Source organism: Jingyaoa shaoxingensis, assembly GCF_014385005.1.
Taxonomy (GTDB): Bacteria; Bacillota; Clostridia; order Lachnospirales; family Lachnospiraceae; genus Marvinbryantia; species Marvinbryantia shaoxingensis.
In genome coordinates, this window is the sequence record NZ_JACRSZ010000003.1 from 158586 (window position 1) to 178570 (window position 19985).

Below are 19985 nucleotides of genomic sequence, written 5' to 3' on the forward strand. Positions count from 1 at the left end.
ATCTGACGGGTTCTTTTTATCTCAGTCGAGAAGACTCCCACCTCTTTCAGGTGGTGAGTAATAACAATTTGTCTCAGTGGGAGTCCAATCTCCGACTGAGATAAACGCTCCGCGAGGATGCGCAGTGATTCTGTAAAGAATGTGTCAGCTTACGCTGACCAGAATCACGCGCCAAGTCTCGCGGATGCTCGACTTGAATTTATCGTAATAAGTACTTAATTCTTAAAGCTGTGGATCGGTGCCGGAATTCTTCCGCCTCTGTTTACAAAATCAGCACAGGAGAACTTGTTCACCGGCATGATCGGTGCATATCCAAGGAGTCCGCCAAATTCTACGATCTCTCCCACACCTTTTCCGATGACCGGAATCACTCTGACTGCAGTTGTTTTCTGGTTCACCATACCGATTGCCATCTCATCTGCGATAATACCGGAAATCGTCGTCGCCGGTGTATCTCCCGGAATTGCGATCATGTCCAGACCTACAGAGCAGACACAGGTCATGGCTTCCAGCTTTTCAATGGTCAGTGCGCCTGCCTGTACAGAATCAATCATTCCCTGATCTTCGCTGACCGGAATAAAGGCACCGCTTAATCCACCTACGTAAGAAGATGCCATAACGCCGCCCTTCTTTACCTGGTCATTTAACAGTGCAAGGGCTGCTGTGGTTCCAGGCGCTCCGGCATATTCCAGGCCGATTTCGCAGAGGATATCTGCCACGCTGTCTCCAATTGCCGGAGTCGGTGCCAGAGACAGGTCAATAATGCCAAATGGGATATTCATTCTTCTGGAGGCTTCCTGCGCTACCAGCTGTCCCACACGGGTTACCTTAAATGCGGTCTTCTTAATGGTCTCACATAATACTTCAAAATTCTCGCCTCTTACTTTCTCCAGAGCACGTTTTACCACTCCAGGACCGCTGACGCCTACATTAATGACTGCATCTCCTTCCGTTACACCATGGAAAGCGCCTGCCATAAATGGGTTGTCATCCGGAGCATTGCAGAATACTACAAGCTTGGCACATCCAAGAGAATCGTTCTCTTTTGTCAGTTCTGCTGTCTCAAGAATCATATCACCCAAGAGACGTACTGCATCCATATCAATACCGGTCTTGGTAGAACCCACATTCACTGAACTGCATACACGCTCTGTCTGTGCCAGAGCCTGTGGAATGGAACGAATCAAATATTCATCACTCTGGGTCATCCCCTTACTGACCAGTGCAGAATAACCACCGATGAAGTTCACGCCCACTTTCTTGGCAGCCTTATCCAGTGTTCTGGCAATCGTCACATAATCCTCTGGCTTTTTACATGCACTGGATCCCACCAATGCAATCGGTGTCACAGAAATACGCTTGTTTACAATCGGAATACCATATTCATTCTCAATTGCTTCTCCTGTGGAAACCAGATTCTCAGCCAGAGTCGTAATCTTGTTGTAAATGTTTCGGTTCAATACATCCAGATCTGCATCGATGCAGTCCAGAAGACTGATGCCCAGGGTAATGGTACGGACATCCAGATTTTCTTCGGATATCATTTTATTTGTTTCGCTGACTTCAAATATATTAATCATTCCGTTCTCCACCCCGCTTAAATTCTGTGCATTTTGTTAAAGATCTCTTCATGCTGGCACATGATCACCACGCCGATCTCTTCTCCGACCACTTTCAGTTCTGCAGACAGAACAGAAATATCTTTTGCGGAAGCAGTCGCATCTGTTACCATCATCATATTAAAAAAACCATCTACAATTGTCTGTGAAATATCCAGAATATTTACACTATTCTCTGCCAGATATGTACACACTTTGGCGATAATACCTACTGTGTCTTTTCCTACTACTGTGATGATTGTCTTTTTCATAATGTCCTCCTATACTTTTCTCTATACTGTCACAAGCTGCGATATTTCGCTGCGATCTGCGACACGGATATGAAAATCCGATGCTTTATAAGGGTTCTCACCCATTGTGACCTCTGAACAAACCGTCTCATATGCCAGGGCATCATAATTATTCTCTTTGCTGAGATGTCCAAGAAAGATGTGTTTCAGATTATCATGTAAAATCCGGCATAACAGACGCCCTGCATTCTCATTGGACAGATGCCCGTGTGTGCCAAGTATTCTCTGCTTCAGATAATAGGGGTAAGGACCTGCCTGAAGCATGCGTATGTCATGATTAGCTTCCAGAAGCACTGCATCCAGCCCCTTCATATTCTCGATAATATAATCACTGAATACCCCCAGATCTGTAACAACTGCAACAGATGTATCTTCATGGCTGAGGCGGTATGCAGACGGCTGCGCCGCATCATGAGGAATCTCGAAAGGATGTATTGTCACATCTCCCACCCGAAAATCCTGATCCACATGGATCTCCCGGTACAGTCCTGCATCAATCTGTCCAAGGCTGCTACAATTGGCTATTGCCTTCAGCGTTCCTCTGGTACCATATATAGGAATCCCATATCTTCTGGAAAGCACTCCCAACCCCCTGACATGATCCGAATGTTCATGGGTAACCAGAATTCCGTCAATGTCTTCCGCTGTTCTGTCAATACTGTGCAGTCCTTTTTCAATCTGTCTTGCGCTGATGCCGGCATCCACCAGCAATGCGGTCTCATCCGTTCCTGTGTAGGTGCAGTTTCCACTGCTGCCACTTGCTATACTACAAAAATCCATGTGTACCTAATCCTCTATCTATTTGCTTATATGTATTTTCTACATTATCACTGCTATTGTCAATCACTAATTGACAGAATCTGCGAAATTCTTTGTCTGATTTCTGATTTTTCAGGACCGCTCTGGTCTTTTCAGGAGTATACCCTCTGGAAGAAGACAAACGGGCAATCCGCACCTCATCCTCCACATAAATGTACCAGATCTCATCACAGATCTCATCGTAATGGTCTTCCAGAAGAAGTGCCGCCTCCAATACAATAAACGGCACACTGCCTTTTTCTGTCTCTTTCTGTATCTCTTCTCTGATATAGTTCTTTACTGCCGGATGCACAATTCTGTTCAATTCTTCCACTTTACTTCGGTCTGCAAACACAATCTTTGATAATGCAGGGCGGCAGATACTTCCGTCCTCTGTAAGAATCTCCCTGCCAAAAGTATTTACAATCCGATCAAAACAGTCTGTCCCATGCTGCATACACAGATGTGCAGCCTTGTCAAGTTCTATGACCCTTGCCTGATATTTCTTCGATAAATAGGCAAGAATAGTGCTTTTACCAGCACCCACTCCACCTGTAATCCCTAATATTTTAATGTGCTTCATACCAGTCACTTCCACTCTGTATATCAATATCCATTTCCACCGGAAAATCTGTTACTCCCATCATTTCTTCGTGCAGAATCTCTCTTACCCGTGCTTCTTCTTCCACCGGTGCCTCCACCAGAAGTTCATCATGCACCTGAAGTACCAGACGTGCTTTCAGGTTCTCTGAATGAAGTCTCTGATCCACACGGATCATGGCAAGCTTAATGATATCTGCTGCTGTTCCCTGAATTGGCGAGTTCATGGCAATTCGCTCCCCAAAAGATCTCTGCATAAAGTTGCTGGAGGTCAGCTCCGGTACCGGGCGTCTTCTGTGGTAATAAGTAGCAATATAACCCTGTTCCTTTGCCGTAACCACTGCCTGATCTAAAAATTCTTTAATCTTGGGATAGCTGGCAAAATAATTGTTAATATATTCCGACGCTTCTTTCCTTGAAATCTTCAGATCCTGACTTAATCCAAAAGCGCTGATACCATATACAATGCCAAAGTTTACCGCTTTTGCATTTCTTCTCTGCAACGGCGTAACCTGATCCAATGGTGTATGAAATACCTGAGATGCCGTCAGGGTATGAATATCTATATTGTTCTGGAATGCGTGAATCAATGCTTCATCGCCTGACAATGCTGCCAGAACACGCAATTCAATCTGAGAATAATCAGCATCCACAAAAATACATCCTTCTTTTGGAAGAAATACCTTACGAAACAGCCGTCCCATCTCTGTACGGATCGGTATATTCTGCAGATTCGGATCTGTGCTGCTGATTCTTCCGGTGGCTGTTACTGTCTGATGGAAAGTTCCGTGAATCCGGCCATCTTCGCCGATAAACGCTGCCAGTCCGTCTGCATAAGTGGATTTCAACTTGGCAACCTGACGGTAATCCAGAACTTTCTGAACAATCGGATAATCTGGTGCCAGATTTTCCAATATATCGGCTGCTGTAGAATATCCGCTTTTGGTCTTTTTGCTTCCTGGTAGCTGCAGTTTCTCAAACAGGATGTTCCCCAACTGTTTCGGTGAATTGATATTAAAGGTATCACCTGCTTCTGCATAGATCTCCTGCTCCAGCTCCTGCATCTTCTCTCCCAGCTTCTGCGCATATTCTTTCAGGATACCGGCATCTGCCCGGATTCCTTCCTTTTCCATGCCTGCCAGTGTATAGACCAATGGCATCTCCATCTCCTCAAAGAGCCTCTCCATCTCTTCTCCCTGCAGACGTTCCAGCATTACCGACATGCTGTGCAGTGCGGTATGGCTCTGGTAGCATGCCAAAAGACTAAGCCGCTCATCCTCAGCATTCAGATCGGATATCTTTATTTTGCCAAGTAATTCTGCCGCTCCCGGAATCAGTTCTTTCATATAATCCTTTGCCAAATCCTCATACGGATATTCACCTTTTAATGGATTCAAAAGATATGCGGAAATCGCACCATCCAGGATCTTTTTCTTCGCTGACTCTGAAAGCTGCAGAAATCTTAACTGTCTCTTCAGCTGTAAGGTCACTGCCTGTTCTGCTGTCTCAATCAGTTCTTCCAGTGCGGATGTCAGATACTGTTCGGTCAGGAATCCCTGATTACAGAAAAAGAATGTCTCTTCTTTCCCGCTGACTGCCAGTCCGCAAAACTCCTGTTTCTCGTCAGAGAGAAGATAAAAGCCGATCTGCTGTTCTTTTTTCAGCTTCTCCAGCCATTCCTGTGCCTGAGTCAGATCTGATGTCATATGGAAAGATTCTGCCGTATGATTATGTTCTTCCTGACTCACTTCGAACCTGGAAAGCATGTTTTTAAATTCCAGCTTCTTGCAGAGTTCAAACGCTTCCTTCGTATAGAGATCTGTCATTCTTGCCTTCTCCATATCCAGTTCAAAAGGACTGTGGATATTAATGGTAGCAAGTTCTTTACTCATCTGAGCCATGTCATAATGATCCCGCAGAGATTCTCTTGCTTTATTCGGCTTAATCTCATCCACATGGGCATACGCATTTTCAATGCATCCATATTCCGCAACCAGTTTGGTAGCCGTCTTCTCGCCCACACCCGGTATACCCGGAATATTATCAGAGCTGTCTCCCATAAGTGCTTTTAACTCAATAATCTGGATCGGTGTTACCTGATATTTTTCTATCACATCAGCAGTATGATAATCTTCAATCTCTGTGCCGCCTTTTTTCGTCTTCGGAATACGGATCATAATATGATCTGTAGCAAGCTGCAGCAAATCACGGTCTCCGGATACCACAACGGCTTCCAGTCCATCCGCCTCAGCTTTTTTCGCAACAGTCCCCAGCAGGTCGTCAGCCTCATATCCTTCCAGCATCATAAGCGGTACCTGCATGGCCTCCAACATCTCCTTGATCACCGGTACCTGTTGGCGCAGTTCTTCCTGCATAGGTTTTCGTGTTCCCTTGTACTGTTCGTACATCTTATGGCGGAAAGTCGGTGCCTTCAAGTCAAATGCCACGGCAAAATAATCCGGTTTTTCTTCATCCAGAATCTTGAACATAATGTTCAGAAAACCATATACTGCGTTAGTATGAAGTCCGTCTGAATTCGTCAGATCCGGAACCCCGTAATAGGCTCTGTTCAAAATACTGTGTCCGTCTATTAATACGATCTTTTCCATTTTTTACTCCTGTCTTCTCACTAATCCGGTATCGGTCCCGGCTCCATATTCATCTCTGTCTCCGGAACAGTCACAATCACTTGCTTCTTATGGTTCGTCTCCGGTTCCGCCACCTCCGTTGTCTTAATCTGCAACGGCATCATCTTTCCTGCATCTGACTGCTCCGGTTCCTCCTCTGCAATCCACTGGTAAGCAACTGTACCACTCAATCCTCCGTGAATCAACGCGTCCACGCCAATAAATCCCAGAATGCCCACGGCCATTCCCACTATCACATAAAAAAACTTTTTCATGAAACGGACCGATTCATTCTTCTGAAGATGGCTCTGCATCTTCTCCATATCCTCTTTCAGGATCTCCTGCATGTCAAATGATTCTGTATCATCCGAATCCAGCTTCTGAAGAGCATAATATATGGTAAAATAAACTTCCAGTTCCTCACTGCAGGCGGCGCAGTGCTGCACATGATCCAGGAACTCTTCCAGTTCTGCATCTGTAAGTTTGCGTTCAATATAAGGCATGATTTTCTGCTGTGCCATCTTACAGTCCATTTGATCACCTCTACTGCTTTATAATGAATTCAGGAACGCTGACTTTTGCTTTATAGTAAAATTTTATGATAAGAAAAAAGTCCATCATCGTATCTTCACGATCATGGACTTTACTTCTTTTCTATGGTTTCACTGCCGGCAGCGGGACTTGAACCCGCACGTGGTTGCCCACAACAGATTTTGAGTCTGCCTCGTCTGCCATTCCGACACGCCGGCTTGTGGCTGATTACCAACCGAACATTATCTTACCACAGGCGTATCAGATTTGCAAGTACTTTTTATTCATAGAACTGTGTCAGTTTATCCTTCTTATCGCACAAATGATTATACACTAATTTGTGATAATTCTCAATCCATTCTGACTGTACATCCTTTTCTGCCACTCTGCTGCCATCTGCGTTCATTATCATATTGGCAGTGATGGCCGGGAATTCCTTCTGCATCTCTTTCAGAAACTGCTGATATCCTGTCAGACCGATACCAGCTTTCTCCATGAGCATACCCCCCAGATAATTCAGGCTTATATTCTCCACCTGTGTAGTGTCCATGTCATAATTGGACCACATAATATATGGGACAATATAATTGTTGTAATATACGTCATCATCGGTATCTCTGTCCAGCCCAAGCTCGCGCAGGATTACATTGGTAATATAATCCGATGGCTGATGGTCCCCGAACATCAATATAATCGTAGGCTCCTGCTGCTTTTCAAAGTATTCTACCAGTTCTTTAAATGCCTGATCACTTTCTTTCATCAGCGTCAGATATTTCTCTGCTGCTCTTACCTGTGTACCCTGGCTCATTTCGTCTGTGAGATATATGGACTCATTAAAGTCTCCCACATCCTTACTGTAACCGCCATGATTCTGCATGGTAACTTCAAAGGTAAAGAGCTTCTCATCAGCACCTTTTTCTTCATACAATTCTATAATCTTCTGAAATGCCGCTTCATCGCTGATATAATTACGAATCTTCTTTGGTGCTGCAAAATCATCCTTAAAAAGCATCTGATCAAATCCCAGAAGCGGATATACGATATTACGGCACCATCCGCTTCCATAATATGGATGAATTGCCGCAGTTGTGTATCCAAGTTCTCCCAGACGGGAAGCAAGACTTGGAATCTCACTTTTCACATATTGCTGATATGGAACACTTCCGGTTGGCATAAATGCCATGGAATCCCCTGTCAGGAACTCAAATTCAGAATTTGCTGTATTGCCTCCCTTAACCGATACATAAGCATGACCTTTAAGTACATTCTGATCCAGTGAATGAATGAATGGCATATAATCTTCACTTACGGAAAAATCTCCAAATACGGACAGGTCTGAAAATGCCTCATTCATAATCACAATGATATTCGGCAGATCCTTCTTTTTCGTCTCTGTCTCCTCCGTTATATAATTCTGTGCAATTTCTTTTACTGCAGTATCGGAATAGCCTTCCGGTTTTTCCACTTTCATAAAACGGATATTTCCCACAAAACCGCCAACCAGTCCGTTATTGCGATACAGTACATTTGGTGTAAACAAAGTAGTATCCAGTCCTGCTGCCTCGATTACAGTGTCATTTCCCATTTCCTTTGTATATCCAAACAGGCACAGCACCATAACCAGTGCTCCTGCCATACGGGTACGGATCTTCCTGACTTTTACATTCAGTACCCTGCTGACTGCTGCAAGGGCAATAAATCCCAGCACAATGCCGATCAGCTTACCTGTAATCTCTACGTTATAATTATCTGCTACTGACACTGCTGTCCGAATGGAATAAATATCCCATGGTACAATCGGAGAGGAACGAAAAGCTACCACACAATAGTTTGCCAGACCCCCGCACATAAAAAGAAGTGTGGCAAAGGTGTATCCACCGGACACACTCCCGAATGCAAACGTACTAAACGCATAAACCAAACCGTAACATATCAAATTCAGTAAAAAAATCGGCGGGGTAAGATCCCACGGTACATGGGTATATCCCTCCATCAGACACAATACCAATACCGGTATTACCAGTATCAGCACTGTATTGAGTAACTTTGATTTTATTTTAAAATGTTTCCAATTCTTTCGTTTCATATTCTCTTCCTTCATTATGGGAGTTCTTAAGAACGATGCACATGTTCATGGGTGAACAGATGATCCTGACAGTATTCATAATTACCGTCACACTTGGAACAGAAACGAAACTCCAGATTGTCTCCATCCAGCTCTGTGCGTCCGCAGACTGCACACTTATGTCTGGTAATAGTTCCATTGGCATTCTTGTGCTCTGTAGGCCGTCCCTGATTCATAGCCTTCTGATAATTCCATTTCCGCTTCTGGTTCTGATAGGAATATCTCTTCAGATTCCTGGTTCCAATAAAATATACGATAAAGTTCAGCATGGACATTACCATCATGATCTTATAGATCCATCCACTGCTGATAAAATTCAGCACCAGAATTACCGCATAAAAAATCCCCAGCCACTTCATCTTGATCGGTATCAGAAAATACAGCATCACCTGTGTATCCGGATAGGTTGCCGAAAATGCAAGGAAAATGGACAGGTTTACATAATAGGTCGTAAACAATGTGCCAAACATAACATTGCCGCCCAGAATACCGTACAGTATAAAGGATCCCAACACCATGGCAAGCACTCCGCCGAAGATATATACATTATATCGGAAAGCTCCCCAGGTATGTTCCAGTGTATTTCCTACCGAATAATAGAAAAACAGCATGATAATCGTAAACAGATCCAGTGACGACGGTGGCACCAGCAACCATGTCACAATCCTCCATACCTGACCATGCAGAATATAATACGGTTCCAGTGTCAGGTAATTGAAAATATCCGGTGTAAATACTTCCATAAGATAACCAGCCACATAAAAAGCAATAATATAAGCCGATAGATTGCGCACCGCATATCTTCCGAACTTTCGTTCCATTTTGTTTAAAAGCTTCATTGATGAACTCCTTTTCTTCAAACTTCTACGTCACATTATAGATTTTTCCTATTTGTTTGTCAACGAAACGAACCTACTTTACAATTATTTCATAATTCGTTATACTAAAAGTCATTGATGAATGATAAGGAGGCTACTATGTCTGGTTCTATATATGGTAAACATTTTCAGATCTCTACCTGGGGAGAATCCCATGGAAAAGCACTTGGTGTTGTCGTTGATGGCTGTCCTGCCGGCATTTCTCTGTGTGAGGAGGATATTCAGAAGTCCCTGAATCGTAGAAAACCTGGGCAGAACCGCTATTCCACCCCGCGCAGTGAAGATGATGCAGTAGAAATCCTGTCCGGAGTATTTGAAGGGAAGACCACCGGCACTCCAATTTCCCTGATCGTCTTTAATAAACAGCAACGTTCTGCCGATTATTCCGAGATCGCATCTTATTATCGTCCGGGACATGCTGATTATACTTTTGACGAAAAATATGGTTTTAGGGATTATCGCGGCGGCGGACGTTCTTCTGGCCGTGAGACTATTGGCCGTGTGGCTGCCGGCGCCATTGCTACGAAGATTCTGGATCAGCTCGGCATTCAGATCACAGCTTACAGCAAATCCATCGGTCCTGTAGTAATCTCACCAGAGCGTTTCGACCTGTCTCAGCGCGATTCGAATCCGCTGGCTATGCCGGATGCTGTTGCAGCAGAAGAAGCTGCAGCCTATCTGGATAGCTGCAGGAAAAACGGAGATTCCAGTGGAGGCATGGTGGAATGCCGGGTAACAGGCATGATACCGGGACTTGGAGATCCAGTATTTGAAAAGCTCTCTGCCAATCTTGCTAAGGCAATGTTCTCTATCGGAGCAGTAAAGTCCTTTGAACTGGGTGACGGCATTGCAGCTTCCCAGGCAAAAGGAAGCACCAACAATGATGCCTTCTCTCTGGATAATTCCGGTAATATTGTAAAATCTACCAACCACAGCGGCGGCACACTGGGCGGCATCAGCGATGGCAATGATCTGCTGTTCCGGGTAGGCTTCAAGCCAACTCCATCTATCTCTGCATCTCAGCAGACGGTAAATAAAGACCGGAAAGAGATCTCTGTCAGCATTAAAGGGCGTCACGATCCAATCATTGTACCACGTGCTGTGGTTGTCGTAGAATCCATGGCAGCACTCACTCTGACAGATGCTCTCTTCTCCAATATGTACACTCGAATGGATCATATTCTGGATTTTTACCGCCGATAGTTTCTGCTAACACAATAAGTTTTTATACATCAGGTGGATTTTTTGCCTATAAAAACAGCAGATTTACATTTTATTCCTCTGAATTTCCTGTAAATCTGCTGTTTTATTTTGTATATTTTGTTCCAGTAAAACCTTTTCCTGTCTATGCCTGCGTTTTACCCTCCTCAGCCCCTGACAGCTTATAGATCAGAATACAGTTCGGTGTATCTATGGATATCGGTCGTCCTTTCATAATCAGAGTCCTCTTCTCATAATCAATGGTGAAGAAACGGATCTCATTGGATTCATGATTCAAGGTAATTAATGTCTTCTCATCCGGAAATACTTCAATATCCTTCGGGTATTTTCCACTGATCGGAAGCTTCAGTATCTCAGAAACCATTCCAGTCTCCTGATTAATCTCATAGATTGCCACACTGTTATCACCTGCGGTAGAACAATACAGATATTTGCCACTTGGTGAAATACGAAGTCCTGAGCTGGCGCATCCGATCTCCTGCACATCCATACGGGTATCTACTTTCTGGATCAGTTCAAACCTCGGTACCTTCTCGCTTCCATCATAAGAATATACCAGAAGCTCATTGCTCAATTCACAGTTCACATAAGCAAATCTGCCGTCTTTACTGAAACGAATCAATCTCGGTCCGGACTCCAGATCACATCTTACAATATCCAGCAGTGTCAGTTTGCCGCTGGTTGGATTGACCTTATAGATATTAATATGATCAATTCCACAATCTACCACGCACAAAAACTTTCCATCCGGTGTCGGCATGGCGCAACTGATATGCGGACGGAAATTTCGCTCTGCCACACTGAACAGCCCCTTATGAAAAATACCATCCAGTACACTTCCCAGCCGGCCATCCCGGTGGGTATGCACTACCGTAATCTTTCCGTCATGATATCCGGCCACAAAAAGGAACTTGCCCTGTTGGTCTGTGGAAAGGAAGCATCCTCTCATTCCGTCAATTCCCACCTTGTTAATTGCAGTCAAATCTCCCGTTTTCTGGTTAATCTTCAGTACCTCTACTCCTTCATCTGCAATGGAATAGAGATATTTGCCATTGGTAGATGTGGTTAGATGTGATGCATTATTTACCGGCACTACTGCACGCTCCGTCATATAACCTGCTTCCACATCCATATCATATACATGAACTCCCACACTGCTTCCATGAGTATACGTACCTACATATGCAACATATCTATCTTTGCCCATACCAAATATGTCCTTTCACATGAGTAAATTTATATTCAATATAACACAATCTGACCTTTTTGTTAATACAGTTCCAAAATCTTTTCTGCAATTTTATTTTTCTTCTTCGCAGAAATTAAATCTACAATCTTAATAGCTTTGGTATATCTGGCTGTCCCCATCCCTGACGGTTGCGCTCCATTCCCAGATCTTTTGACGCTTCTTTTAGACGCATTTTTACTTCCACATTGGACAGCCATGGTTCTTTTTCCAGAAGAAGTGCAACGGCACCAGATATTATGGGAGTTGCCATGGATGTTCCACTTTTTTTGCAGTAATAATTCTTATTGCCGGTATAAAAGGCATTACAGGACCAGATCTGGCTTCCAGGTGCTACCAGATCTGGTTTACATACACATGCCATCGTAGGACCACGTCCGGAATACCAGTTATTTTCTTCCTCTGACATTCCTACCGTGATGACCTTCCGACTGTTCCCCGGTGCCGTAATGGTATAATGTTTAGGACCCAGATTACCTGCTGCGCATACTACTACAATTCCAAGATCCCACGCCATTTCCACCGCCTCAATCAGTTTCTGATCCTGTTCATTTCCTTCTTTTACGCTGCCTACCGAGATATTCATAATTCGAATATGATATTGCCTGCAGTAGCGGATTACCCATTGAATACCACGAATCACCTGCTCCCGGTGCCCATTTCCGTTTTTATCCAACACCTTCAGACTGATCAAATCTGCCTGAGGCGCAATTCCGCGATATTCTCTCTGAATAGTTCCTTCCCCGCACAGAATCCCCGATACATGAGTTCCATGTCCATAATCATCATAAGCTCTGACCGCCCCATTGACAAAATCCCGAAAAAGAATCAGACGTTTTTTCAAATCGGGATGTTTTGCCACACCGGTATCCAACACTGCAACCCGCACGCCTTTTCCTGTCCACCCCTCCCGCCAGGCTTTTTCGGCACGCAACTCTTTTACTGCCTGCTTCAAATCAATCCCCCATTTCTGACTTTTTGCATCAGACAACATATACATATCAAAAAGGTGATTTCATGATTACTGACACAATCGAAAATATGGTACTATCTAATACTTATGCAGACTTAATTGTCCCTGTTCAGTCTGATACGGAGGATTTTCTGAAAAATTACAGCCAGTATGGTGCCCAGCTTTTTGGCGGGCGGCTTGGCATGATTCATGTGTCAAGAGAAACCGACGGTCTGAACCAACGAATATCCTACTCCTCCATTCCCAAACTCTATACTACACTGGATTATGAAAGCCTGATCTCTTCCGGTATCCTGCGGGTGCAGACACAGCCTTCCCTTAGTTACCGTGGAAAAGGTGTTCTTCTGGGATTTCTGGATACCGGCATCGACTATACCAGCCCTGCCTTTCTTACACCAGGCGGACAGACCCGGATCCTGGGGCTATGGGATCAGACGATTGTATCCGGAATTACACCATATGATCTGGGATATGGAACCGCTTATACATCGGAAGAAATCAACCTGGCACTTCAATCAGATCGTCCATTTGATCTGATTCCTTCTATGGACACCAACGGACATGGCACCTTCCTGGCAGGTATAGCTGCCGGTTCCCCGGACAGATCCGGACAGTTTCTGAGCGCTGCACCGGAAGCAGATCTTGCCGTTGTGAAACTCAAAGATGCCAAACCATATCTGCAAAACTATTTTCTGGCAGACACAGAGCAGCCTGTTTTCCAGGAAACTGATATCATGATGGGGATCAGATACCTCGTTATTCTCTCTATTCTTTCTGAAAAACCTCTTGTCATCTGTCTGGGACTGGGCACAAACCAGGGCGATCACAGCGGAAACAACGCTCTGGATCGTCTGCTTACTTATTATGTGGATTATCAGAACTGTTTCTGTACCTGTGCCGGTGGAAATGAAACCGGTGCCGGGCACCATTTTTCTTCTATTGCACCATTTTCTCCTGAAAGTACTATGGCTGAGATTAACGTTCCCTCTGCGCATTCTGGATTCTGTCTGGAAATATGGGCATCTTCTCCGGCTCTGTATACCCTTACCGTCACTTCCCCCCTTGGTGAAAGCACCTCGGCAATCACGCCTAAACAGGGGACACAGACCACCTATCGTTTTTTTGCTGAGCGCTCTGTTCTGGAAGTTCGATATGAAATCGCTGAATTTAATTCAGGATTTCAACTCATCTTCCTGAGATTTCTGACCCCTACAGAGGGGATCTGGACTCTTCGCCTTCTCAACAGCAGCCAGATTCAGACGGATATCCATATGTGGCTTCCCATAAAAGGACTTCTGCGAAATGATGTATTCTTTCTTGTGCCCGACCCGGATACAACTGTTACCGGTCCGGGAAACACTCCTTCTTTGATTACTCTGGGCGGTTACGATACAAAGACCGGCAGTATCTGGGCTTCATCCAGCAGAGGCTATACACTGTCTGGACAGGTCAAACCGGATCTTACTGCTCCTGCCGTGGAAGTCTATGGTCCGTCTCCTTCCCGCCTAAGTACTTCCGGTCTGCCATCTCTGGATTCTTTTACACGTAAAACAGGGACTTCCGCAGCTTCTGCTCTGGCAGCAGGTGCACTTGCCCTTCTGATCAACTGGAGTATGGAACATGACAGTGACTATTTTCCATTTCTGACCAACCGTTCCGCAAAAAATTATCTGATACGCGGTGCACGCAGGAGAAACGTATATTCTTATCCTAATCGGGAATGGGGTTATGGGGAACTGGATCTGTACGGAGTATTTGAATCGCTCCTGTAACAAAAATGTATCTCCTGCATACTGTGAACTGTATAGAAAAACATGGAGGATTTCTCATGAGTGATTTAACAGCAACAAACTGCGGATGTGACAATGGATGTAATTCAGGATGTAGTTCAGGCACTAATTCTCTTTTTGGTAACGGAAACTGCGGATGTTCCATTATCTGGATTATCCTGCTCCTGAATGTATTCTGTGGCAACGGATGCGGTCAGTCTTCCTGTGGCTGTGGCAGCGACAATAACAACTGTCTTCTGATTCTGTTACTACTTTTATGCTGTAATGGAGACTGTGGCCTGAACTTCTAGTTCTTCCCATCATAACTGTCTGGTGCCTTCTCAGTGGGTTCTGAACAGTTACGTTCCTTTCTCTCAAAAAGAGGTGTGTGCCCAAATTGTGACACACACTTCTTTCCCTGTATATTATTCTTTGCTTTTTTCATTTTCCTGTCTGTCTTCCAGTTCCGGCCTTTTTTTCTGTAATTCCCTTTGTTTCTTCTGTATCTTTTTTTGTTCATTTTCCATTTTCTGTCTCATACATTCTTCATCTATCTCATAAAAAGCATTACCATCAATAACAATATGCGTTTTCACTTTCCGGTTCATCCTCTTTCATTTTTCTATACTGTTAAGATATGTATACGGAGAAATCATTGTGTATTTCTATCAGAAATACATTCTGCTCCTTTTGCATATACTAAACAAAAAGAGGATTTTTATGGAAAGTAATCATGACAATGGCATTCCTGCTGTAGATCAGATCGCCAATGGCAGTAATCTTCAGATGTATAAAGCGGTGATCCCTTATCTGCCAAGAACCTTGCAGAAAAACTGTATCCTGATGATTAAGATGATGGAGATGAACAATCTGCTGTCCTACTATAACAGCCCAATGTCTGCCTGCTCCGCTCCTCCGGAAAAGATCAGTCCGGAGGATCTTCTGTCTGAAATCCGGCAATATGCGGATGATACGCAAAATCAACAGATCGATCAGATGCTGAATCTGCTTTCTGCCCTGAAACTGTATCAGACTTACTGTGAATAACAGAGTCTTAACTGAAAGGAGTAGCTATGGATTCTAACTGGATACATGATCAGTCACTTTCCGGGATTGATCCCCGTAAACTGAAACAATTATCCGCCCTTGCTGAACATGGGAATGGTCTGGGACAAAAAGAGCTGCTGCCTTTTCTGCTGGCAGCAGCTTCCAAATCTGAAAAACAACATATGAACTTTTCCTCTGCTGAAACACAAATGATTCTCTCTGTCCTGAAAAAGAACAAATCTCCGGAAGAACAGACGCAAATCGACCGTGTTGTGCAAATTTTTCAACAAATGCAGAGCCGTTCCCGTCACTGATCCGTCAGAATACACTCACGCAGCAGCAACAATGCAGATACCGCTGACTGTTCCCGGATCTGACTGCGGTTTCCTTTGAAATGATACTCTCTTACAACAGTCCTGTTCTTATAACAGCAGCCAATATATACCAGACCAACCGGTTTTCCCTCTTCTGCTGCCGGTCCGGCAAGTCCTGTCAGTGAAATACAGACATCCGCTCCGGTAGCAAATACTCCGTTTTTCGCCATCTCCTTTGCAGTACGGTCACTGACTGCACCATATTCCTTCAAAGTTGTTTTCTTTACTTCCAGAAGTTTTCTCTTTGCTCTGTTACAGTAAGTCACAAATCCTTGCTTGAATACCTCTGATGCTCCCGGTACAGCCGTAAATCTGGCGGCCAGAAGACCTCCCGTCAGTGATTCTGCTGTTGTCAGTGTCAGATCCCGTTCCTTCAGAAGACTAAGTACAGATGCTTCCAGTGTCACAGCATCATCTGTAGTATAAACCTGATCTCCGAATTTCTCAAGGAAGGCCTTTAGAACCGGCTTTAATGTTTTTTTAGCGGCATGTTCTTCCAAAGCACGTGCGCAGATTCTGACAATCACTTCACCTGTGCAGGCAGTGACAGAAATATCTGTTTCAGGATTTTTCTTCTGAATCTCTGCTGCCAGTTTCTTTGCTGCATTCCCCTGATCTCCGCAGATTTTGACTGTTGCTGAATACACAATATCCTTCTGTTCTTTCTGAAGCATCTTGAACAGTTCTTTTTCAAAAATTCCATGCAGATCCTCTTCGCTGCCCGGAAGCAAGATCACTGTTTTGTCTTCCCTGCGCATCACCAGACCAGGACAGGTTCCACCGTGACGTTCCAGAACCATGTCGAGATCTGTCTTCTGTGTTTCTTCTCTTCTGAAAACTTTTTCTGCAATCACTGTTCTGACCGTTTCAAGATCTTCACAGTCCATACACAGCACTATAATAACAGACGTACGTTCCAATGCTTCGTGAACCATGTCGGCAAGATGAATGTTCTTTCTGCTCACACTCATATGTCCTACTACCGGAGATCCAATCTGTGCACACTTTTCCATAATATATGCTGTCTGTATATCAGAACACTTACCCGGCAACAAATCTGTTTCTACTGAAATCAACTCTATGTCCATTTTATCCTCCACTGAGTTTTCTGACTCTATTTACGTGTCTCTTATCTGACTGAATTTATGACTGCATACTCAATACTTTTTTATTCTTCCAGATATAATCAGCCAGTGATACTACTGTAAGAATCAAAGCAATCCACATGAAAACATTCTCCAGCACAGTGAATATTCCACCCAGGTTTGCAATCAGCAGGATGATCATTATCATCTGTGATACGGTCTTGAACTTTCCCCACCAACTCGCTGCTATAACAATTCCGTTATCTGCTGCAATCAGGCGGAAACCGCTTATTGCAAACTCACGACTGATGATGATGATTACCATCCATGCCGGAAGACGATCCATTGATACCAGACAGATCATTGCCGCACTTACCAGAAGCTTATCTGCCAGCGGATCCATAAATTTCCCGAAATTAGTTACCAGATGATTCTTTCTGGCAATATAACCATCCAGAAAGTCAGTGATACTTGCAATAATAAAAATAACAAGTGCTGCAAATCTTCCGTTTCCATCCGGTGCAATCTGCATGATCATAACAAATGGAATAATCAGAAACATTCTGATTGATGTTAACGTATTAGGCAAATTCATTTTCCAACTCTCCTGTCAAATCGTATTCCAGTGCTCCGGTGATTTTCACTTTTGCGAAATCTCCGGACATCAGTGTCTCTGCTGTGTCAATAAACAAATATCCATCGATTCCAGGTGCATCTGCATAGGTACGTGCCACATATACATTCTCATCGGAAAGATAGCCTTCCACCATGGCCAGCATGGTTCTTCCTATCTTTTCTTCGTTCTTATCCAGGGATACTTCCTGCTGAAGTTCCATCAGTTCTTCCTGACGGTCTTTTTTCACCTCTTCATCGATCTGGTCTTCCATGGCTGCTGCAGGTGTATCCTCTTCCTGAGAATATGTGAACACTCCCAGACGGTCAAATTCCATCTCATCTACAAACGTCATCAGTTCTTCATGATCTTCCTGCGTTTCTCCCGGGAATCCGGTAATGAGTGTGGTACGAAGAGCTATATCCGGTATCTCTTTCCGAAGTTTTCCAATAATCTCTTCCAGCTGTGCTCTGGTTGTTCTGCGCCCCATTCGCTTCAGGATACGGTCGCTGGCATGCTGAATCGGCAGATCCAGATAATGACAGATCTTCTTTTCATCCCGAATAGTCTCGATCAGTTCATCATAGATCTCTTCCGGATAACAGTATAATACCCTGATCCAGCGGATACCTTTTACCTCACATAGCTTTTTCAGCAGAATATGCAGAGACTTCTTCCCATAAAGGTCGGTTCCGTAAATAGTTGTCTCCTGGGCGACCAGAATCAGCTCCTTTACTCCCTGATCCGCCAGATCCTGTGCTTCTTTTAGCAGGCGCTCCATCGGAACACTGCGGTAATTGCCACGAATCTTAGGAATAATACAATAAGTACAATGCTTGTCGCATCCTTCTGCAATCTTCAGGTGTGCATAATGCCCTCCTGTGGTCACCACACGCTTGGCATCAATCTCAACCAGACGGTCCACATCCTGAATATCCAGTTCTTTCTGACCTGCCAGTGTCTTCTCAATCACATCAAAGATCTCATCATGCGCAGTAGTACCGATAACCGCATCCACTTCTTCGATCTCATCAATGATCTCCTGCTTATAACGCTGTGCCAGGCATCCTGTTACAATTAGCGCCTTGCAGCTTCCTGACTTACGGTATTCTGCCATCTCCAGAATATTCTGTATGCTTTCTTCTTTCGCATCATGAATAAAGCAGCAGGTATTAATGACGATTACGTCTGCCTGTGTCTCATCATCTGTCAGGGTAAATCCCTTCTGCGTCAGAAGACCGAGCATCTGTTCTGAATCTACCAGGTTTTTATCACATCCAAGTGATATGAATAAAATATTCATCCATTACTCCTCATCCGGTGTCTTTGCCTCTTCTTCGGCCACCGGTTCTGTCTCCTTGTTATTGCTCTCTGTTTCATCTTCAAGTTCTTCCATCTGTATATCAGCCTTTTCTTCTGTCTCTATCTCACAGTCACTGTATACCGGAAAATCCTCTTTTTCATTACCTTTTGCTTCTTTTTCTTCTTTCGCCGCCTTCTTGCGGAAAAATGTGCTGCTTCCCACAATCTTGGATTTCTTCTTTTCTTTCGGGACATTATCCTCCTCTGAGGCTTCCATGTCGATAATGTCTGCTCCTTTCGTGGATACCGCATATGGATCTGCCGGCATTCTCTTCAGTCTCCGAAAACAGATTCCGGTCCAGAAAATGCTGATCAGATTCCCAATTCCATCCACAAGCAGGGATGCACCCGTAAGAATAACAACCACATGCTGCTGTTCATCAAATGGATTGGCAACCAGTACTGCTCCCATAATAAGAAGTACCAGTGCCCATACCAGCATAATGTACCACCTGGCTGCTCCCAGTTTCTTCAGATCAAGCGCACTCTGTATTTTTACAATTCCTCCCAGCAAGGCCACAATTCCCATGGCAAATGGAATAATCTCAAGCATATATTCCATCTTCATCAAAATATAGCATCCTGTGGAGATGCATACCACACCAATCACAAGGTCTGGCTGCATCACATTCATAAAACGATCCTTCGTAAAATACAGGATCATATGTGCACCGCCAAATATAATCATTCCGATTCCAAATACAAAGCAGAAGGTATGCACCGATATGTCCGGCCAGATGACCAGCACCAATCCCAGCACAATATAGGCAACTGACAGCAGGCAAAAGCTTTTCTTTACTTCTCTGCCATTCTCCATAATCTTCCTC

Annotated in this window: 20 protein-coding genes and 1 tRNA gene; 5 read left to right on the forward strand and 16 right to left on the reverse strand. The window is 44.2% G+C overall.

The window, feature by feature from the left end; translation table 11 throughout:
• Positions 1-215 precede the first annotated feature (215 nt).
• The 9 genes from H8716_RS04625 to H8716_RS04665 form a co-directional block, all read right to left on the reverse strand.
• Positions 216-1580 carry a PFL family protein gene (locus tag H8716_RS04625; RefSeq protein ID WP_249307352.1) on the reverse strand — a complete coding sequence of 455 codons (1365 nt, stop codon included), beginning with the start codon at positions 1578-1580 and terminating at the stop codon, positions 216-218.
• Positions 1581-1597: 17 nt separating this feature from the next.
• Positions 1598-1870, reverse strand: a complete 273-nt coding sequence (locus H8716_RS04630) for an ACT domain-containing protein (RefSeq protein ID WP_249307353.1) — start codon at positions 1868-1870, stop codon at positions 1598-1600.
• 21 nt (positions 1871-1891) lie between these two features.
• Positions 1892-2689 carry an MBL fold metallo-hydrolase gene (locus tag H8716_RS04635; protein WP_249307354.1) on the reverse strand — a complete coding sequence of 266 codons (798 nt, stop codon included), beginning with the start codon at positions 2687-2689 and terminating at the stop codon, positions 1892-1894.
• Positions 2676-3290 carry a dephospho-CoA kinase gene (gene coaE, locus H8716_RS04640; RefSeq protein ID WP_249307355.1) on the reverse strand — a complete coding sequence of 205 codons (615 nt, stop codon included), beginning with the start codon at positions 3288-3290 and terminating at the stop codon, positions 2676-2678. The genes H8716_RS04635 and coaE overlap by 14 nt, the downstream gene beginning before the upstream one ends.
• On the reverse strand, positions 3277-5916 hold the full coding sequence (gene polA / locus H8716_RS04645) for a DNA polymerase I (protein ID WP_249307356.1): 2640 nt from the start codon (positions 5914-5916) through the stop codon (positions 3277-3279). The genes coaE and polA overlap by 14 nt, the downstream gene beginning before the upstream one ends.
• Positions 5917-5936: 20 nt before the next feature.
• Positions 5937-6467, reverse strand: a complete 531-nt coding sequence (locus H8716_RS04650) for an anti-sigma factor family protein (protein WP_249307357.1) — start codon at positions 6465-6467, stop codon at positions 5937-5939.
• A 133-nt stretch (positions 6468-6600) separates the two neighbouring features.
• Positions 6601-6683, reverse strand: a tRNA-Leu gene (locus tag H8716_RS04655).
• A gap of 62 nt (positions 6684-6745) precedes the next feature.
• Positions 6746-8551 carry an LTA synthase family protein gene (locus H8716_RS04660; RefSeq protein WP_249307358.1) on the reverse strand — a complete coding sequence of 602 codons (1806 nt, stop codon included), beginning with the start codon at positions 8549-8551 and terminating at the stop codon, positions 6746-6748.
• 26 nt (positions 8552-8577) lie between these two features.
• Positions 8578-9429, reverse strand: coding sequence for a hypothetical protein (locus H8716_RS04665; RefSeq protein ID WP_249307359.1), 852 nt, complete (start codon positions 9427-9429; stop codon positions 8578-8580).
• Positions 9430-9567: 138 nt separating this feature from the next.
• On the opposite strand from H8716_RS04665, the gene aroC reads away from it, so the two are divergent.
• Positions 9568-10671, forward strand: a complete 1104-nt coding sequence (gene aroC / locus H8716_RS04670) for a chorismate synthase (RefSeq protein ID WP_249307360.1) — start codon at positions 9568-9570, stop codon at positions 10669-10671.
• 142 nt (positions 10672-10813) lie between these two features.
• On the opposite strand, the gene H8716_RS04675 is transcribed toward aroC, so the two are convergent.
• Complete coding sequence (locus tag H8716_RS04675) at positions 10814-11896, reverse strand: lactonase family protein (RefSeq protein WP_249307361.1); 1083 nt, start codon at positions 11894-11896, stop codon at positions 10814-10816.
• A 121-nt stretch (positions 11897-12017) separates the two neighbouring features.
• Positions 12018-12890 (reverse strand): S8 family peptidase, encoded by an 873-nt coding sequence (locus H8716_RS04680; protein WP_249307362.1) that lies wholly within the window; start codon positions 12888-12890, stop codon positions 12018-12020.
• Between the two features lie 62 nt (positions 12891-12952).
• On the opposite strand from H8716_RS04680, the gene H8716_RS04685 reads away from it, so the two are divergent.
• Positions 12953-14680, forward strand: coding sequence for a S8 family peptidase (locus H8716_RS04685; protein WP_249307363.1), 1728 nt, complete (start codon positions 12953-12955; stop codon positions 14678-14680).
• Between the two features lie 56 nt (positions 14681-14736).
• Positions 14737-14988, forward strand: coding sequence for a chorion class high-cysteine HCB protein 13 (locus H8716_RS04690; RefSeq protein WP_249307364.1), 252 nt, complete (start codon positions 14737-14739; stop codon positions 14986-14988).
• Positions 14989-15102: 114 nt separating this feature from the next.
• Here H8716_RS04690 and H8716_RS04695 read toward each other — a convergent pair whose 3' ends face one another.
• Complete coding sequence (locus H8716_RS04695; RefSeq protein ID WP_249307365.1) at positions 15103-15273, reverse strand: hypothetical protein; 171 nt, start codon at positions 15271-15273, stop codon at positions 15103-15105.
• Positions 15274-15397: 124 nt separating this feature from the next.
• Between H8716_RS04695 and H8716_RS04700 the strand changes: the two genes are divergently transcribed.
• Entirely contained in the window at positions 15398-15724 is a 327-nt protein-coding gene (locus H8716_RS04700; RefSeq protein ID WP_249307366.1) for a hypothetical protein, read from the forward strand.
• A 26-nt stretch (positions 15725-15750) separates the two neighbouring features.
• The gene (locus H8716_RS04705; protein ID WP_249307367.1) at positions 15751-16038 is read left to right on the forward strand and encodes a hypothetical protein; all 288 of its coding nucleotides are present in this window, start codon (positions 15751-15753) and stop codon (positions 16036-16038) included.
• On the opposite strand, the gene H8716_RS04710 is transcribed toward H8716_RS04705, so the two are convergent.
• From H8716_RS04710 to H8716_RS04725, 4 genes are read right to left on the reverse strand one after another with little or no spacing between them, the layout of a single operon-like run.
• Positions 16032-17186, reverse strand: a complete 1155-nt coding sequence (locus tag H8716_RS04710) for a nicotinamide-nucleotide amidohydrolase family protein (protein ID WP_249307368.1) — start codon at positions 17184-17186, stop codon at positions 16032-16034. The two genes, H8716_RS04705 and H8716_RS04710, sit on opposite strands and share 7 nt — an antisense overlap.
• A gap of 55 nt (positions 17187-17241) precedes the next feature.
• Complete coding sequence (gene pgsA, locus H8716_RS04715; protein WP_249307369.1) at positions 17242-17778, reverse strand: CDP-diacylglycerol--glycerol-3-phosphate 3-phosphatidyltransferase; 537 nt, start codon at positions 17776-17778, stop codon at positions 17242-17244.
• Entirely contained in the window at positions 17765-19099 is a 1335-nt protein-coding gene (gene rimO, locus H8716_RS04720) for a 30S ribosomal protein S12 methylthiotransferase RimO (protein ID WP_249307370.1), read from the reverse strand. Before rimO ends, pgsA begins: the two co-directional genes overlap by 14 nt.
• Before the next feature lie 3 nt (positions 19100-19102).
• The gene (locus H8716_RS04725) at positions 19103-19975 is read right to left on the reverse strand and encodes an HdeD family acid-resistance protein (RefSeq protein WP_249307371.1); all 873 of its coding nucleotides are present in this window, start codon (positions 19973-19975) and stop codon (positions 19103-19105) included.
• Between the last annotated feature and the right edge of the window lie 10 nt (positions 19976-19985).

What these genes read in the sequence shown, in the direction of transcription:
- pgsA (WP_249307369.1), bottom strand. Translation starts at nt 17,778, where the DNA reads ATGAATTTGCCTAATACGTTAACATCAATCAGAATGTTTCTGATTATT.
- H8716_RS04675 (WP_249307361.1), bottom strand. Translation starts at nt 11,896, where the DNA reads ATGGGCAAAGATAGATATGTTGCATATGTAGGTACGTATACTCATGGA.
- H8716_RS04630 (WP_249307353.1), bottom strand. Translation starts at nt 1,870, where the DNA reads ATGAAAAAGACAATCATCACAGTAGTAGGAAAAGACACAGTAGGTATT.
- rimO (WP_249307370.1), bottom strand. Translation starts at nt 19,099, where the DNA reads ATGAATATTTTATTCATATCACTTGGATGTGATAAAAACCTGGTAGAT.
- H8716_RS04635 (WP_249307354.1), bottom strand. Translation starts at nt 2,689, where the DNA reads ATGGATTTTTGTAGTATAGCAAGTGGCAGCAGTGGAAACTGCACCTAC.
- H8716_RS04665 (WP_249307359.1), bottom strand. Translation starts at nt 9,429, where the DNA reads ATGAAGCTTTTAAACAAAATGGAACGAAAGTTCGGAAGATATGCGGTG.
- coaE (WP_249307355.1), bottom strand. Translation starts at nt 3,290, where the DNA reads ATGAAGCACATTAAAATATTAGGGATTACAGGTGGAGTGGGTGCTGGT.
- H8716_RS04660 (WP_249307358.1), bottom strand. Translation starts at nt 8,551, where the DNA reads ATGAAACGAAAGAATTGGAAACATTTTAAAATAAAATCAAAGTTACTC.
- H8716_RS04625 (WP_249307352.1), bottom strand. Translation starts at nt 1,580, where the DNA reads ATGATTAATATATTTGAAGTCAGCGAAACAAATAAAATGATATCCGAA.
- H8716_RS04690 (WP_249307364.1), top strand. Translation starts at nt 14,737, where the DNA reads ATGAGTGATTTAACAGCAACAAACTGCGGATGTGACAATGGATGTAAT.
- H8716_RS04700 (WP_249307366.1), top strand. Translation starts at nt 15,398, where the DNA reads ATGGAAAGTAATCATGACAATGGCATTCCTGCTGTAGATCAGATCGCC.
- H8716_RS04650 (WP_249307357.1), bottom strand. Translation starts at nt 6,467, where the DNA reads ATGGACTGTAAGATGGCACAGCAGAAAATCATGCCTTATATTGAACGC.
- H8716_RS04725 (WP_249307371.1), bottom strand. Translation starts at nt 19,975, where the DNA reads ATGGAGAATGGCAGAGAAGTAAAGAAAAGCTTTTGCCTGCTGTCAGTT.
- polA (WP_249307356.1), bottom strand. Translation starts at nt 5,916, where the DNA reads ATGGAAAAGATCGTATTAATAGACGGACACAGTATTTTGAACAGAGCC.
- H8716_RS04685 (WP_249307363.1), top strand. Translation starts at nt 12,953, where the DNA reads ATGATTACTGACACAATCGAAAATATGGTACTATCTAATACTTATGCA.
- aroC (WP_249307360.1), top strand. Translation starts at nt 9,568, where the DNA reads ATGTCTGGTTCTATATATGGTAAACATTTTCAGATCTCTACCTGGGGA.
- H8716_RS04710 (WP_249307368.1), bottom strand. Translation starts at nt 17,186, where the DNA reads ATGGACATAGAGTTGATTTCAGTAGAAACAGATTTGTTGCCGGGTAAG.
- H8716_RS04705 (WP_249307367.1), top strand. Translation starts at nt 15,751, where the DNA reads ATGGATTCTAACTGGATACATGATCAGTCACTTTCCGGGATTGATCCC.